This is a genomic window from Trinickia fusca, from assembly GCF_003628145.1.
Taxonomy (GTDB): Bacteria; Pseudomonadota; Gammaproteobacteria; order Burkholderiales; family Burkholderiaceae; genus Trinickia; species Trinickia fusca.
In genome coordinates, this window is sequence record NZ_RBZV01000026.1 from 1 (window position 1) to 15164 (window position 15164).

General features: G+C 60.4%; 12 protein-coding genes. 9 read left to right on the plus strand and 3 right to left on the minus strand.

What is annotated here, in order from left to right:
• From D7S89_RS26795 to D7S89_RS26835, 7 genes are all read left to right on the plus strand, one after another.
• Positions 1-3172 (plus strand): hemagglutinin repeat-containing protein (locus tag D7S89_RS26795; protein ID WP_183085358.1); only part of this gene is annotated, 3172 nt, incomplete at its 5' end.
• Complete coding sequence (locus D7S89_RS26800) at positions 3141-3521, plus strand: colicin immunity protein (protein WP_245983347.1); 381 nt, start codon at positions 3141-3143, stop codon at positions 3519-3521. The genes D7S89_RS26795 and D7S89_RS26800, both read left to right, overlap by 32 nt.
• Before the next feature lie 22 nt (positions 3522-3543).
• On the plus strand, positions 3544-3864 hold the full coding sequence (locus D7S89_RS26805) for a hypothetical protein (RefSeq protein ID WP_147426783.1): 321 nt from the start codon (positions 3544-3546) through the stop codon (positions 3862-3864).
• A gap of 49 nt (positions 3865-3913) precedes the next feature.
• Entirely contained in the window at positions 3914-4270 is a 357-nt protein-coding gene (locus tag D7S89_RS26810; protein ID WP_121281897.1) for an Imm41 family immunity protein, read from the plus strand.
• 413 nt (positions 4271-4683) lie between these two features.
• The gene (locus D7S89_RS26815) at positions 4684-4980 is read left to right on the plus strand and encodes a MafI2 family immunity protein (protein WP_121281898.1); all 297 of its coding nucleotides are present in this window, start codon (positions 4684-4686) and stop codon (positions 4978-4980) included.
• A 96-nt stretch (positions 4981-5076) separates the two neighbouring features.
• Positions 5077-5229 carry a colicin E3/pyocin S6 family cytotoxin gene (locus D7S89_RS28375; RefSeq protein WP_121281899.1) on the plus strand — a complete coding sequence of 51 codons (153 nt, stop codon included), beginning with the start codon at positions 5077-5079 and terminating at the stop codon, positions 5227-5229.
• A gap of 833 nt (positions 5230-6062) precedes the next feature.
• Positions 6063-7829, plus strand: a complete 1767-nt coding sequence (locus D7S89_RS26835; protein WP_425470924.1) for a ShlB/FhaC/HecB family hemolysin secretion/activation protein — start codon at positions 6063-6065, stop codon at positions 7827-7829.
• Positions 7830-7926: 97 nt separating this feature from the next.
• Here the strand turns inward: D7S89_RS26835 and D7S89_RS26840 are convergent, their stop codons facing one another.
• Positions 7927-8844 carry a LysR family transcriptional regulator gene (locus tag D7S89_RS26840; RefSeq protein ID WP_342766940.1) on the minus strand — a complete coding sequence of 306 codons (918 nt, stop codon included), beginning with the start codon at positions 8842-8844 and terminating at the stop codon, positions 7927-7929.
• A gap of 167 nt (positions 8845-9011) precedes the next feature.
• Here D7S89_RS26840 and D7S89_RS26845 point away from each other — a divergent pair, with 167 nt between their 5' ends.
• The gene (locus D7S89_RS26845) at positions 9012-10211 is read left to right on the plus strand and encodes an MFS transporter (RefSeq protein ID WP_121281902.1); all 1200 of its coding nucleotides are present in this window, start codon (positions 9012-9014) and stop codon (positions 10209-10211) included.
• 47 nt (positions 10212-10258) lie between these two features.
• On the opposite strand, the gene tetR is transcribed toward D7S89_RS26845, so the two are convergent.
• The gene (gene tetR / locus D7S89_RS26850; protein ID WP_121281903.1) at positions 10259-10909 is read right to left on the minus strand and encodes a tetracycline resistance transcriptional repressor TetR; all 651 of its coding nucleotides are present in this window, start codon (positions 10907-10909) and stop codon (positions 10259-10261) included.
• 62 nt (positions 10910-10971) lie between these two features.
• Here tetR and tet point away from each other — a divergent pair, with 62 nt between their 5' ends.
• Positions 10972-12195, plus strand: coding sequence for a Tet(A)/Tet(B)/Tet(C) family tetracycline efflux MFS transporter (gene tet / locus D7S89_RS26855; RefSeq protein ID WP_121281904.1), 1224 nt, complete (start codon positions 10972-10974; stop codon positions 12193-12195).
• A gap of 80 nt (positions 12196-12275) precedes the next feature.
• Here tet and acnA read toward each other — a convergent pair whose 3' ends face one another.
• A complete protein-coding gene (acnA, locus tag D7S89_RS26860) occupies positions 12276-14993 on the minus strand; it encodes an aconitate hydratase AcnA (RefSeq protein WP_121281905.1) in 2718 nt (905 codons plus the stop codon).
• Positions 14994-15164 lie beyond the last annotated feature (171 nt).

The following is a 15164-nucleotide window of genomic DNA, read 5'->3' on the forward strand; positions in this document are numbered from 1 at the left end:
GGGCGGCGACACGGTCAATCTCGTGTCAGGCAAGGATATTTCGGTCAGCGGCAGCACGATCAGCCTCGACAAGGGCAATGCGAACCTGCTGGCGGCCGGCGATGTGAATGTCGGCGCGGCAACCGAAACGCATGAGCGCAGTGCGCATGAAACGCACAGCCGCAACGGCGTGCTGAGCGGCTCGAAGGTCGCCAGCGGTATCGATCAGACCGAGACTTATAGCCAGGGCAGCACGATTTCAGCAGATGGCGTGACGCTCGCCAGCGGCCGGGACATCAACGTGACGGGCAGCCATGTCGTCGGCACGAACGATGTGACGCTGAGGGCCGCCCGCGATGCCCAGATCAAGACATCCCAGGACAGCGCTCAATCGTCCACCTACTACGAAAAGATGGAAATGGGCCTGCTGTCGGACGGCGGCTTGTCGGTATCAATCGGTTCTCGTTCGATGGCGGACAAGCAGCAGTCGGCCAGCGTGACCCATAACGGCAGCGCAATTGGCGCGCTCAACGGCAACGTGTCGATCCGTGCGGGCAACGACGTGCATGCGACCGGTAGCGTTTTGCACGCCGGCAGCGATCTCGCCGTAGTGGGCAAGACCGTCACGATCGATTCGGCTTACGACACGATGAGCTTGGCGGAGCAGCAGCAATACCGCCAGGCCGGTGTGACGGTCGGTTTGACCAATCCGGTTGTCGCGGCCGTGCAGACCGGCAAGCAGATGGTTGAAGCCGCCGGCAAAACCAACGGCGATCCGCGTCTGACGGCGTTGGCGGCGGCGACCACGGGACTGGCGGCGAAGAACCTCTATGACGGAGCAGCCGGTGGTAATTCGGCGCAGTCGCCGACAAGCGTCGGGATCAACATCTCGCTGGGCGCCAGCAAGAGCGATAGCCAGTCGCAAGCGCAGGCGAGCACGGCGCGCGGCAGTACGGTGTCGGCGGGTCGCAACGCGACGATCACGGCGTCGGGCGCCGGTGCGGACAGCCATATCAATATGATCGGCAGCACGATGTCGGCCGGGAACAAAGCGCTGCTGGCGGCAGATGGCAACGTGAACCTGCAAGCGGCGCAGAGCACCAGCAGCCAGCGTTCAACGAATAGTGGCGGCAGCTTTGGTGTCGGGGTGTCGATTGGCGTCGGTTCGCAGAATGGGATTGCCTTCACGGCGGGCGTGGCAGGCCATCGCGGGCATGCCGACGGCGAATCGCGCACGTGGACCAATACGCACGTGACGGCCGGCGAAACACTGACGATTCAATCGGGTGGCGATACGACACTCGAGGGGGCGGTGGCATCGGGCAAGCAGGTCATGGCCGATGTGGGCGGCAACCTGAATGTCGAAAGCTTGCAGGACACCGATCACTACGATTCGAAACAGCAAAGCGCGGGCGTGTCGGTGAGCGTGTGCGCGCCGCCCTTCTGCTACGGCTCGTCGAGCGTCGCGGGGAATGTCGGCCGGCAGAAGATGAACAGCGACTACGCGGCGGTTCGCGAGCAGTCGGGCATCCAGGCGGGCGACGGCGGATTCCAGGTCAACGTCAAAGGCAACACCGACCTGAAGGGCGGCGTGATCGCGAGCAGCGACAAGGCCGTGCGAGACGGCTTGAACAGTGTGACAACGGCGACGCTCACGCATAGCGACATTGAGAATCATGCCTCGTATGACGCTTCCTCGGTTGGGCTGTCGGGCGGCTATGGGGGATCGATCGGCAAGAACCAGAAAGGCACGGCTGACAACGTGAACCCGGTGGCGGGCACGACGCTGCCGAAGGGGGACGGTGGATTGTCGGTGGCGCCGCCCGTGGCGCTCAGTGCGTCGGACGATGCGGATTCGACTACGCGAAGCGGTATCAGTGGGGGTGCGATCACCATTACCGACAACGCGAAGCAACAACAACTCACCGGGAAGACGGCCGATGAGACGGTCGCGAACGTTAATCGGGATACGTCGGATACGGGCGGTGCGCTGGCGCCGATCTTCGACAAGGAGAAGATCCAGGCTGGGTTCGAGATTACGAGCCAGTTCGTGAATCAGGTGGGGACGTTCGTCGCGAACCGGGCGGCGGAGGCCGATGCGGCGAAAGCGGCCGCGAATAATCCGAACCTGACGCCGGAACAACGAGCAGTGGCGCAGCAAAAGGCCGATCAACTGTCAGCGGATTGGGGGCCTGGCGGGACGTATCGTCAGGTGCTGACGGCGCTCTCGGTCGCTGCGGGCGCCAACGTAACGGGCGGCACGGGGCAGTTCGCGCAGAACGCGACGGTGGCATATCTCCAAGCGCTCGGCACAAACCAGGTGAAGCAAATCGCCGATAACTTGCGTAGCGAGGAGGCGCGCGCCGCGCTCCATGCGATCGTGGGATGTGCGGGAGCGGCGGCGAGCAGCCAGAGTTGCGGCGCGGGGGCCATGGGCGCGGCAGCGAGTTCGGTGCTCGGCACCCTGCTCAAGCCGACTGAAGGATTGACGTCGACCGAGCGCGAAGCGCGCGACAATCTGGTGACGAGTCTGGTGGCGGGTGTTGCAGGGGCTTCTGGGCTGAATGCGGCGACGGCGGCCGGGGCGGCTAAGATCGAGGTGGAGAATAATCAGGTTGCTCCGCCGATGCAGGGGATGGTGGGCGGGGCGTCGCAGCATCTCCCGCCGGGGATTCCGGGATACAAGGGCGAAGCGAGCAAGAAAGGCGATGGGGTCATCGTCGACAATGCCACCGAGCTCGATCCAAGCGCCAAAGCGGGCCCGCTGATCTATCCGATACCTGATGCCAAGAAGATCAGTGATTGGGTTACGGAGATCATTCCGGATCAGATCAAGGGGCTGGTTGATTACATTCTTACGCAGTCGGGGAACGAAAAGTATCAGCCGAACCAGAGTGGGGTTGGGAAGCCTGTAGTCGACATAAAAATTGCCGATCAACTCGGGGAACGGGGTTGGACTGAAAACGATATTCAGGCGGTTATCAAGAATGGTGCAACTGGAACGAGTGTCGACAAGCGGTCTGCTGCGAAATCACCTGATGGTGTGGGTAGGAATGATCCTGCGACGGTATATGGAACGCCGAGTGGCTATGTTGTCGTGAACGATAGGACCGGCGAAGTTGTTCAAATCAGCAATAAGAAAGACCCTGGCTGGATCGCTGATGGGCGAATCAAATGGAATGAGGGGAAGTGAAGTGAGCGATGCAAATGAACGTATTGATCCGTGGATGCGCTACGAGGAAGCGGAGGATTTTTTTGCACTTCAGGGCAGCATCGTTATGAAACTTACCACTGAGGCAGCGATTGGTGTCTGCGAGCAAGCGGCTCAACGAGGGTTGCTGGTTTCTCGAATCGAGGGAGGCATATGGCATAACCCAGGATTTGAGGCGCGTATTGATTGCATTTGGGATGGTGGAGACCCTCCCCTTGATGTGCAGGCTGCACACGAAAACAATCTAGCTGCAATCGAGTTCATTCGGTCTGAGCTACCCGAGCATGATGCCTTTATCATTACTTCATTGCCAATAGCAGGGCGTGTGTGATGACATAGGTGGAGAACAAACAGTGGCGATTCTTGAGGCGGGAGTCGCCGGAGGCGCATCACAGTTGCTGCCGCCTGGGATTCCGGGTTGCCAACGGCAGGAGCAGCATAAAGGCGATAGCGTGATCACCGATAATGCGACAGAGCTTGATTCGAGCATTAAGTCGGGGTCATTGATCTATCCGATTCCGGACGCCAAGACGGTCAATGACTGGATCACGGTGATCCTTCCTGATCAGGCTAAGGGGGCTGGCTGGCAACATTCTCACGCAGCTGGGGAACAAAAAGTACCAGCCGAATCAGGGCGGGCTGGGAACATGAAGGAGTTCATGAATAGCCCCTGATCGGATCGCAAGTTGAACGTCAAGTGAAATTGCGGATTGGAGTTTAAATATGGATCCAAAATCAATCGTTGCCAAGAATCTGTTTTCGTCGCTGGAATATGATGAGAATTCGTTTGCTGGTATATTGCACGAACAGAGTATTTGGCAATGGGAAAAATATTGGCTACTGGAGTGGGCGCTGTATAGGCTTGCTGCAGAAGGAACGAATGACGCAGATATGTGCTTAGGAGTTTTTCAAATTTTCAGTGGCGTACTGAATGCAATATGCTCGCATCTCGATCGGGATGATCTATTTCAGATAAAAAACCTCGACCATGAAATAATCTATGATTTGCGCGAGCGGATTCTCATGGTATTTGAAGGTTTTTTTCAGACAGATGCCGGATCAATCCGCGTGTTTCGATGAGGTGAATCCATTGCTTGCGGAAAATCAAGGGAAGTGAGGGCCATGGAGTAAAATCAAACTCTTGTTGCGAGATTTAGTGCTGTTGCACGGATTTCCCGTTTTTTAGACGAAGCGTCTAGCTTTCCGGATCTTAGTCCATATCGTTATACACGCCTTCCTTGCCCCTATAAAAATCAAGGACTTATGAAGGCGGCGTCAGAGGGGAGAACAGATGCTCCTGAAACCCTACGTAGCCCTGAGGCCCTTATTTCAAGGAGCCCCGAGATCCTGCTCGAAAAATAGGCAAAAAGATGTGTATAACGGCATGCCCTCGATGTGCAAGCTGTACACGAAAACAATCTAGCCGTAATCGAGTTCATTCGATCCGAGCTATACGGTAAAGATGACGCTCACCTTGCTCCAGGGAGGCCATAATGAATAAAGATTTTCGAGTTCGGCTGCTGCTAGTATTGCAAACATCGCTTCTTGGATATATCGGCGCGAATGTTCGTGCGGTAAGTTGTGGTGTCGCCGGAGAGAATATAATGGTGCAAGTGGTGTTTGATGGGCCGATAGCTGACGAGGACAAGGAGGCGATGGACGAAGCGGGTTCTGAATTGGCATCGCACTTTGAACATGAGTTGATCGACATGCAATATATTCGCATCGACGTGCCACAGTCATTTCGCGATAACGTGTTAGAACTGTGTGTTTACCAGCGAAGAGAATAATTCAGAGGCGTAACTTGTGTAGCCCCGGAGATGCCGGAGTCGCTGTGTGGCGCAATTACTTACCATGACTGCATTGCAGACAATTGAGGGAATAGCGTGAAGACCGATGGGGATCGGTTTCATGGGTGGAATTACGCTCACAACGACATTGAGGTCTATGGCAAACGCGGGCGTCATATGGGGTCTGCGAATCCTGTAACTGGTGAGCTATATAAACCCGCAGTCCCTGGGCGACGATTGAATTGGTGACAAAATTGGAAAGGCGCGATTTACTTGACGATTTAAGTGCCAATCGACTGTCGCCCGATGAGGCCGAGCAAGTCTACGACTGGTACATGGACAACCTGACGACAGCTGATCCTCCTATCGTTGAGATGCTGGGATTCTCCAGGAAAGAATGGACGGCTCACGCTCATGGGGCGCCCTTCGAGGTAATAGCTAAGTGGCGCAAGTACGGCTGGCCGAACAAATGCTTCCTCTGCGGGGGGGGGCGATCGTGTCCGACGACTATGGATGGTTTCCGCATGTAGACGAGGGGAGGTACGGGCTTAGACACATCGTTTGCCCGAAGCCAAAGGATTGAGGATGAAACTTTAAATGATCCGGGGCGCACGGTTGAGCAATTGAATCGCGGTCCTGCCCAGCACGGATATCCGACCAATTTGGACTACTTCAGTGCACAAAAATAACTGCCGAGTATGCGGCTATGAATTGGCGTCGCCCCCTTGGGGGATGACGGAGATAGTCCATCTTGGGACATATGTCCATGTTGTGGCACAGAGTTTGGCTACGAAGATTGCACTCTGGTAAGCACTAAGAGGAAGCGGAATCTGTGGATTGCCGAGGGGTGCAAGTGGTTTGAGCCGAAAAAGAGACCACTAGATTGGGACTGCGAACGCCAATGTGAAAATATCCCCGAAGCGTTCAGATGATGCGTTGCTTGGCACTTTGCCGCGTCCGGGCGAGCGGGGACTCGACAACGGCGGGCGTGTCGGGGCGGACGCAATCCGAATTCAATCCGTCGACATTTGTGCGGCGCCAGAATCAAAATTCGATTGAATATGACATTCACGAAGAAACTGATGGGCATATCGCTTATAGCCATGCTGACATTCGGGGCGCAAGCGCAGCAGCCCCCGACGTCCGCCGACCGAACTGTGGCCGCACGCGCGAACGCGGAGCAAGATCGACAGGCGCAGCAACAACGCGAAGCACAGCAGAACGAGGCGACCGTTCAAGCACCCTCGGTGCGGTCGAAGGTTCCACACACCGGCGCGTATCTGGCGCTGCCCGCGGAAACTCCGTGTTTCCGTATCGACCGCTTCGCGCTCGACGTACCGGGTACGTTGCCCGATGCCGTAAAAGCACAGGGTGCATCCGCGTTACCGTTCGATCGCTTTGCATTCGCTCGCGAATGGCTGGACCATTACACGGGCCAGTGCGTCGGCAAACAAGGGCTCGACGTGCTCGTCAAGGGCTTGTCGCAATCGATCCTGGCACGCGGCTACATCACGACGCGCGTGCTTCTGCCCGAGCAGGATCTATCGACCGGCACCCTGAAGCTCTCGCTGATTCCCGGTGTGATCCGCCACGTGCGATTCGTCGACAACAAGCTGCGCCCCGAAGGAAGTCCCCTTGGGGGACGCCGCACCTGGAAAACCGCCTTTCCGACCCGCGACGGCGAACTGTTGAACCTGCGCGACCTCGAACAGGGCCTCGAACAGATGAAACGCGTGTCGAGCCAGGACGTGTCAATGCAAATCGTCCCCGCCGACATCCCCGGCGAAAGCGACGTCGTGCTCGACGTGAAGCGCGGCAAGCCGTGGACCGTCGTCGCGTCGATTGACAACTCCGGCACGCGTGCGACCGGCAAGCTGCAGGGCAGCCTCTCGCTGGGCATCGACAACCCGCTCGGCCTGAACGATATTTTCAGCGTTGGCGCGAACCAGGACCTCCAGTTCGGCGACAAGCGCCTCGGCTCGCACGGCTGGAACGGCTTCTATGCGATCCCGTGGGGCTACTGGACAGCGACGCTCTCCGCGTACACGAACACGTACTACCAGCAAATCGCGGGCGTGAATCAGACGTTCGTCGCGAGCGGCAATTCGAAGACAGTCGATTTCAAGCTGCACCGCGTACTGTCACGCAGCCAGAACGACGTGTTCGGCGCGCAGTTCCGGTTGTCACGCCGGTTCGGCCAAAGCTTCATCGAAGACACGGAAATCCCGCAACAGCGCCGCAACAATACATTCATCGAGTTCGGCCTGACCGATCGTCATTATTTCGGCAATGCCCAGTTCGACGGGACGCTTGCGTATCGTCAAGGAATCGGCGCGTTCGGCGCGCAAGCCAACGCAATCGCGGCGGACGGCGGCCCGACGTACCGCTACAAGATGGCCGTCGTCGACGCGAACCTGTCGGTGCCGTTCGCGATCGCACAGCGGCCGTTCCGCTACGTGACGACGCTCCACGGCCAGTACACCGGCAATACGCTGTACTACCTTGACGATCTGACGATCGGCAGCCGCTACACGGTGCGCGGTTTCGACGGAGAGACGATGCTTGCCGGCGCGCGCGGCTTCTACTGGCGCAACGAACTGCAGATACCGATCGGCCGGACCGGGCAGTCGGTCTATACCGGTATCGACTACGGCCGAGTGTGGGGGGCGCTACCGGTCGCACTCGCCGGCACGCAACTCGCGGGCGCGGTGATCGGCGTCAAGGGCAGCGTCGCGACACGCTTCGGCGGATACGGTTATGAGTTGTTTGCCGGGACGCCCGTATACAAGCCATCGAGTTTTCCGACCGCACAGGTGACGCTCGGGTTTCATGCGACGGCGCAGTTTTGACGGATACGTGACCCAGCAGCCGGACTCCTTTCGTACTAGAAGATCCCGGCGAGGGCAAGGATCTGACCGTATTGACGCGTGAAGCTGCCCGATCCGTTCAAGTCGGAAAGAGATGCTCGACCATGAAATCGACGAACACGCGCAGTTTGGGCGACAGGTGCCGGCTCGACGGCCACAGCAATCGAAACGTGCCCGCGTGACGCGTATGGGCGTCCAGTACCAGTACGAGCCGCTTTTGCTCCAATTGCCGACGCACCGCGAAGTCGGGCAGACATGCGATGCCTAGCCCTTGCTCGGCCATGTCGATCAGCGGCTCGATGGTGCTGGTGACGGCCGTGACCGGCAATGACATTCCCCGCTTGAGACCCGGGCGCAGCGGCCAAGGCTCGAGCTTGCCGCTCGTCGCATAGCGGTGGTGCAGGCAGGCGTGATGCAGGAGATCGTCGACCTTGCGCGGCATGCCGTGCTTTTTCAGGTACTGAGGCGAGGCAACGAGCTGTAGCCGGAATGTGCCCAACACGCGTGACATGAGTCGCGAATCGCTGACTTCCCCTGCACGGATCACGACGTCGAAGCCTTCCTCGATGACGTCGACGAGCCGATCGCTGAAGTCGACGTCGAGCTGTATCTCGGGGTACGCACGCATGAAGGCGCTCAGTGTCGGCACCATCAACATGCTGGCGAGTGGTGCGCTGATCCGGAGCGTTCCGCGCGGTGCGCTGCGTGATTGCGCGAGTTCCTGCTCCGCCGCTTCGATTTCGCAGAGGATGCGTCGGCATCGTTCGAGAAAGCATGCCCCGTCGGGCGTCAGGGTGATGGCTCGCGTCGAGCGATGAAAGAGCCGCACGCCGAGACGCTCCTCGAGGCGTGCAATCGCCTTGCCGATCGCGGAAGAGGACACGCCGAGCTTGCGCCCTGCCGCGGTGAACGAACGCGTTTCGGCGGCCTGAATGAAGACATTGAGCGAACCGAGGCTGTCTATGGCTTTCTCCGATTGCGGATATTTATGTCCGATATCTTGTGAACTATAGCCGGATTGTTTGAATTCGACTTCGCGCTTATCGTGATCATCGACGCATGGGTGCGTGCTCCTCGATTGGAGGACGCGCAAACGATAACCGCAATATCCCCCTATTCCTTGAGTGGCAATCGATGACTACAGGTACTTCCACACGTCAGCCAATGGCGACATTCGATTCGACGACATCATCTGAAGCAACATCGCGGCTTAGAGCGCGCTTTCCCCTTTCAGGGCTGCTTGCGCTTGCGACGGCCGCTTTCATCGGGGTGCTGACCGAGGCCCTGCCGGCGGGGCTGCTGCGACAGATGAGTGTGGGCCTCGGTGTGTCGGATGCGTTGACGGGCCAGCTTGTGACGCTCTATGCGATCGGTACGCTGTTGACTGCGATACCTTTGACCGCCGCGACGCAAGGGTTTCGGCGCCGGTCATTGCTGTTGGCCGCTATCGCCGGCTTAGCGGTGACGAATATGATCACCGCGCTGTCGACGCACTATGTGCTGACCCTTGCGGCACGCTTTCTGGCCGGCGTATCCGTGGGTCTTTTGTGGGCGCTCGTGGCCGGGTACGCCACGCGCATGGTGGACGAGCATTCGAAGGGAAAGGCGATGGCGATTGCGATGACGGGCATTCCGCTCGCGCTGTCGATCGGCATTCCCGCCGGCACGTTCATCGGCACGCTCGTTGGCTGGCGCATGACGTTCGGCATCTTGAGCGTCGCCACGGTGCTGTTGCTGGGCTGGGCGCGCCTTGCACTACCGGACTTTCCCGGCCAGAGCGCGAACGATCGATTGTCGCTTGGCGAGGTGTTCGTGCGCCCAGGCATTCGTTCGGTGTTGTTCATTACGATGGCCTACGTGCTCGCGCACAACCTGCTCTATACCTACATCGCACCGTTTCTGGCCTTGTCCAACCTCGCCGATCGCGTCGACGTCATCCTGTTCGTGTTCGGTCTGGTGGCATTGGCCGGCTTGTGGATCACCGGTGCGCTGATCGATCGCTGGATGCGTCTACTGATGCTCGCAAGCACTACGCTGTTCGTCGTGGCCGCGCTCGCGTTTGCCTACGGGAGCGGGAATCCGCTAGTGGTCTACGCTTCGGTCGGTGCGTGGGGGCTGGCATGGGGTGGCGCGCCAACGTTGTTTCAGACGGCCTCCGCGAAGATTGCAGGCGAGGCCGCCGAAGTCGCGCAATCCATGATCGTCACCGTCTGGAATGTCGCGATGGCAGGCGCGGGCATCGTCGGCGGAGCGCTGCTCGGCGCATGCGGCGCGGCATCGTTGCCGTGGGCGATGGTCGCGCTGCTGTTCGCCGCAGGGGCCGTTGCCTATTCGGCCAAGGCGCTGGACCTGCGAGCACGCTGACCGGCGCGCGGTTGTCGATGCGAGCATGGTTGGGCGGGCGGTTGTGCCTATGCCTTGCTTTGCAGCATCGCCGCCACGCCGTCGAGCATGATCTTGATGCTGTTGTCGAAAGCCTTGTCGGGATCTTGATCGTTGAACTTGCCCCAGGCGTGTGCCATGAGGGGATGGGTGGCGGCGTCGAGGGTGGCTTCGGCAGCCGAGGCGGGCGCATTCATCTTCTCGTCGGCTTGCTCTTCGAGCACCCATCCGAGGATGAAGCTGCCGAACGTCACCAGGACGGTGAGGGCCTGGTCGGGGGAGAATCCGGCATCGCACAGAAAGCGCAATTTGGCCTCGATGGCATCGAAGTGCGCGCCGCGCGGACGCGTGCCCGCATGCAAGCGGGCGCCGTCCCGATAGGCCAGCAGCGCGCGACGAAAGCTGTGTGTATTGGCCGCGAGCCAGCTTCGCCAGCTTTGACCGCGCTTGGGCAGCGAGTCGCGATGGCGCTCGAGCAGGATCGCCTCCGACATGGCGTGCAGCAACGCGTTCTTGCTCTTGAAGTGCCAGTACAGCGTGGGCGACTGCACGCCGAGGCGTTCGGCGAGCCGGCGCGTCGACAGCGCATCGATCCCGACTTCGTTGAGCAGTTCGAGGGCCGCGCGGAGCACCGTCTCGCGCGTGAGCCTCGGAGCCGATGAGGTGGGCGCTTTCTGCATATCTATCACTGATAGGGAAAATCTGGAATAATCGACCACTCTATCATCGATAGGGAGTCAGAGTGAGTCGATCCGTGGTGGTCATCATGATGGCGGTATTGCTCGATGCGGTCGGCATCGGGCTCATCCTGCCGATTCTGCCGGCGCTGCTCCGTTCGCTGGCGGGGGCGAACAGCAATATCAGCACGCATTTCGGTGCGTTGCTGGCGATTTATGCGTTGATGCAATTCCTCTTTGCCCCGATTCTCGGGGCGTTGTCCGACCGGTTCGGGCGCCGGCCGGTACTGCTGCTTTCGTTGGTGGGGGCCGCGCTCGACTATCTGTTGATGGCCGCCGCACCGAGCCTGATCTGGCTGTACATCGGGCGGGTGCTATCAGGGGTAACGGGGGCGAACCTTTCCGTTGCGACGGCCTATCTGACCGACGTGACCCCCGAAGGCGATCGTGCGCGGCGCTTCGGGCAAATGGGCGCGATGATGGGCATCGGGTTCATTGCGGGACCGCTGATCGGCGGCGCGTTGGGTGGGGTGTACTTGCGTGCGCCGTTCTTGGCTGCCGCGGCGATGAACGCGCTGAATCTGCTGCTGGCGTGGTGGGCGTTGCCGGAGTCGCGGACGGCGGCGATGCGGTCGCAAGCGGCGGCACGGCGGCTGAACCTCAATGCCTTCGCGAGCCTGCATCGCTTGGACGGCACGCCTCAGCTTATGCCGCTCGTCGGTGTGTACGCGGTGATCGTCCTGGCGGGGCAGGTGCCGGGCGTGTTGTGGATTCTGTACGGCCAGGATCATTTCGGCTGGAGTCCGATGATCGCGGGGATGTCGTTGGCGAGCTACGGCGCGTGCCATGCATTGTCGCAGGCGTTTGCCATCGGACCGATCGTCAAACGTCTGGGCGAGCGTCGCGCGCTGGTGCTGGGCTTGGCCGCGGACGTGCTCGGCTTGGTGCTGATGGCCGTTGCCACCCATGCCTGGATGCCGTTTGTGCTGCTGCCGTTGTTTGCTGTGGGGAGTATGACCATACCTGCGTTGCAGGCGATGATGGCTCGGCAAGTCGATGATGCTCGGCAAGGGGAATTGCAAGGCACGCTCACGAGCACGGCGAGTTTGATCAGCGCCGGCGGGCCGTTGGCCGTGACGGCGATTTACAGTGCGACGCGTGCGACGTTGCCGGGGGGCGTCTGGCTGCTGGGGGCTGCATGCTACTTGGCCGTGCTGCCATTGCTGTTCAATGCGCGTATGCGCACCCTGGGGCGGGCCGAGGAGCAACAGGCCGAGACGCGGGTCTGACGCAAAAAAAAAGCCCGGACGAACCGGGCTTCTGAATTGCCGCGCTAGTTGACGGATCAGCGCGGCACCTGCAAAAAAGCTTACGCCGCGAGCAGCGAGCGCAGCACGAACGGCAGGATCCCGCCGTGCTTGTAGTAGTCGACTTCGATCGGCGTATCGATGCGCAGCAGCGCTGCCACGCGTTGCGACTTGCCGTCCTTGCGACGGATCACGAGCGTGACTTCTTGCTGCGGCTTGAAGTCGTCGCCGAGACCTTCGATGTCGAACGTTTCGTCGCCGGTGATGTTCAGCGACTGCACGCTGTCGTTACCCTTGAACTGCAGCGGCAGCACGCCCATGCCGACGAGGTTCGAACGGTGGATACGCTCGAAGCTACGTGCGACGACGGCCTTCACGCCGAGCAGTTGCGTGCCCTTCGCCGCCCAGTCGCGCGACGAACCCGTGCCGTACTCTTCGCCTGCGAAGACGACCGTCGGCGTGTCTTGCTCGATGTACTTCATCGCCGCGTCGTAGATCGACAGCTGTTCGCCGCTCGGCTGATGAATCGTCAGGCCGCCTTCGACACGCGTGCCGTCCGCCTTCGCCGGGATCATCAGGTTCTTGATCCGCACGTTCGCGAACGTACCGCGCATCATCACGTCGTGGTTGCCGCGGCGCGAGCCGTAGCTGTTGAAGTCGGCCTTCTGCACGCCGTTCGCCTTGAGCCACTTGCCGGCCGGCGAGTCTTCCTTGATCGAGCCTGCCGGGCTGATGTGGTCGGTCGTCACGGAGTCGCCGAAGATGCCGAGTGCGCGCGCACCCTTGATTCGCGGGATCTCGTCGGACGGCGTCATCGAGAAGTCCTCGCCGAAGAACGGCGGTTCGGCGATGTAGGTCGACTGCGGCCAGTCGTAGACTTGGCCTTCCTCACCTTCGATCTTGCTCCACAGGTCACCCTTCTTCGTGAGCTGCGAGTAGTTCGTGCGGAACGCGTCGGCGTCGAGCGCGAACTTGAGCAGTGCGTTGACTTCTTCGCTCGTCGGCCAAATGTCGCCGAGGTAGATGTCCTTGCCGCCCTTGCCCTTGCCGACCGGCTCGGTCATCAGGTCGCGCGTGATCGTGCCGGCGATCGCGTAGGCCACGACCAGCGGGGGCGACGCGAGGAAGTTCGCGCGGATGTTCGGGTGGATACGCGCTTCGAAGTTACGGTTGCCCGACAGCACAGCTGCCGCGACGACGTCGTTCTTCGTGATCGTTTCGTTGAGCTCGGGCGTGAGGTCGCCCGCGTTGCCGATACAGGTCGTGCAGCCGTATGCCGCCACTTCGAAGCCGAGCTTCGACAGGTACGGCAGCAGGCCCGTCTTCGTCAGGTATTCGGTGACGATGCGCGATCCCGGGGCCAGCGAGGTCTTGATGTGCGGTGCGACGGTCAGGCCCGCTTCGACGGCCTTCTTCGCGACCAGACCGGCTGCCAGCAGCACGCTCGGGTTCGACGTGTTCGTGCACGACGTGATGGCGGCGATCAGCACGTCGCCGTTCTTGACGGCGATGCCATCCGAGGTCTTGTACTCGGCCTTCAGATCGGCCGGCTTCTTCGCAAAGCCGTTTTCGCCGACAGGCTTCGAGAACAGGTCGGCGAACGTCGACTTCACATGGCCGATTTCGATGCGGTCTTGCGGACGCTTCGGGCCGGCGAGCGACGGGGCGACGCTGCCGAGGTCGAGCGTGACGACCTTCGTGTAGTCGATCTGGCCAGCCTTCGGAATGCCGAACAGTTGCTGTGCCTTGAAGTAGTTTTCGAACGCGGCGATCTCGGCTTCGGTGCGGCCCGTGCCCTTGAAGTAGTCGATCGTCTTTTCGTCGACGGGGAAGAAGCCCATCGTCGCGCCGTACTCGGGCGCCATGTTGCCGATCGTCGCGCGGTCCGGCAGCGTCAGCGAGGCCGTGCCTTCGCCGAAGAATTCGACGAACTTGCCGACGACCTTTTCCTTACGCAGCAGCTCGGTGATCGTGAGCACGAGGTCGGTTGCCGTCACGCCTTCGCGCAGCTTGCCCTTGAGCTCGACGCCGACGACGTCGGGCGTCAGGAAGTACACCGGCTGGCCCAGCATGCCGGCTTCGGCTTCGATGCCGCCCACGCCCCAGCCCACCACGCCGATGCCGTTGATCATCGTCGTGTGGCTGTCGGTGCCGACGAGCGTGTCCGGGTAGTAGAGCGTCGCGCTGCCGTCGGCCTTCTTATGCACGCCGCGCGCGAGGTATTCGAGGTTGACCTGGTGCACGATGCCGACGCCCGGCGGCACGACCTTGAACGTGTCGAACGCCTGCATGCCCCACTTCATGAACTGATAGCGCTCGTTGTTGCGTTGGAACTCGAGCTTCATGTTCAGATCGAGCGCGTCTTTCTGGCGGAAGTAGTCGATCTGCACCGAGTGGTCGACGACGAGGTCGACGGGCACGAGCGGCTCGATCGACTTCGGATTCTTGCCAGCGCGCTTGGCCACACCACGCATCGCGGCGATGTCGGCCAGCAGCGGCACGCCGGTGAAGTCCTGCAGCACGACGCGCGACACGACGAACGGGATTTCGTCGACGCGCGAGGCGTTCGGCTTCCAGTTCGCGAGTTGCGCGATGTGCTCCTCGGAAATCTTCTTGCCGTCGTAGTTACGCAGCACCGATTCGAGCACGATACGAATCGACACGGGCAGGCGATCGATCTTGACGTTCAATGCCTTGCCGAGCTGAGGCAGCGAGTAGAACTTGCCTTTGCCGGCGCCGCTGTCAAATTCCTTGAGCGTTTGGTGGATATTGTGGGCCATGATTCTTCCTGTGTTTAGAGCGAGGAAATGACGTTGCTACGTTTCTTTAAACCTTGAACCAGCGTTCGAACCTTCAAATCACATACAGATCGACGTACTCGTGCACCGGCATGGCTTCGAGCTTGGCCTGGTCCAGCGAGACGTCGAGAATGGCTTGTTGCTGCTTGGCCG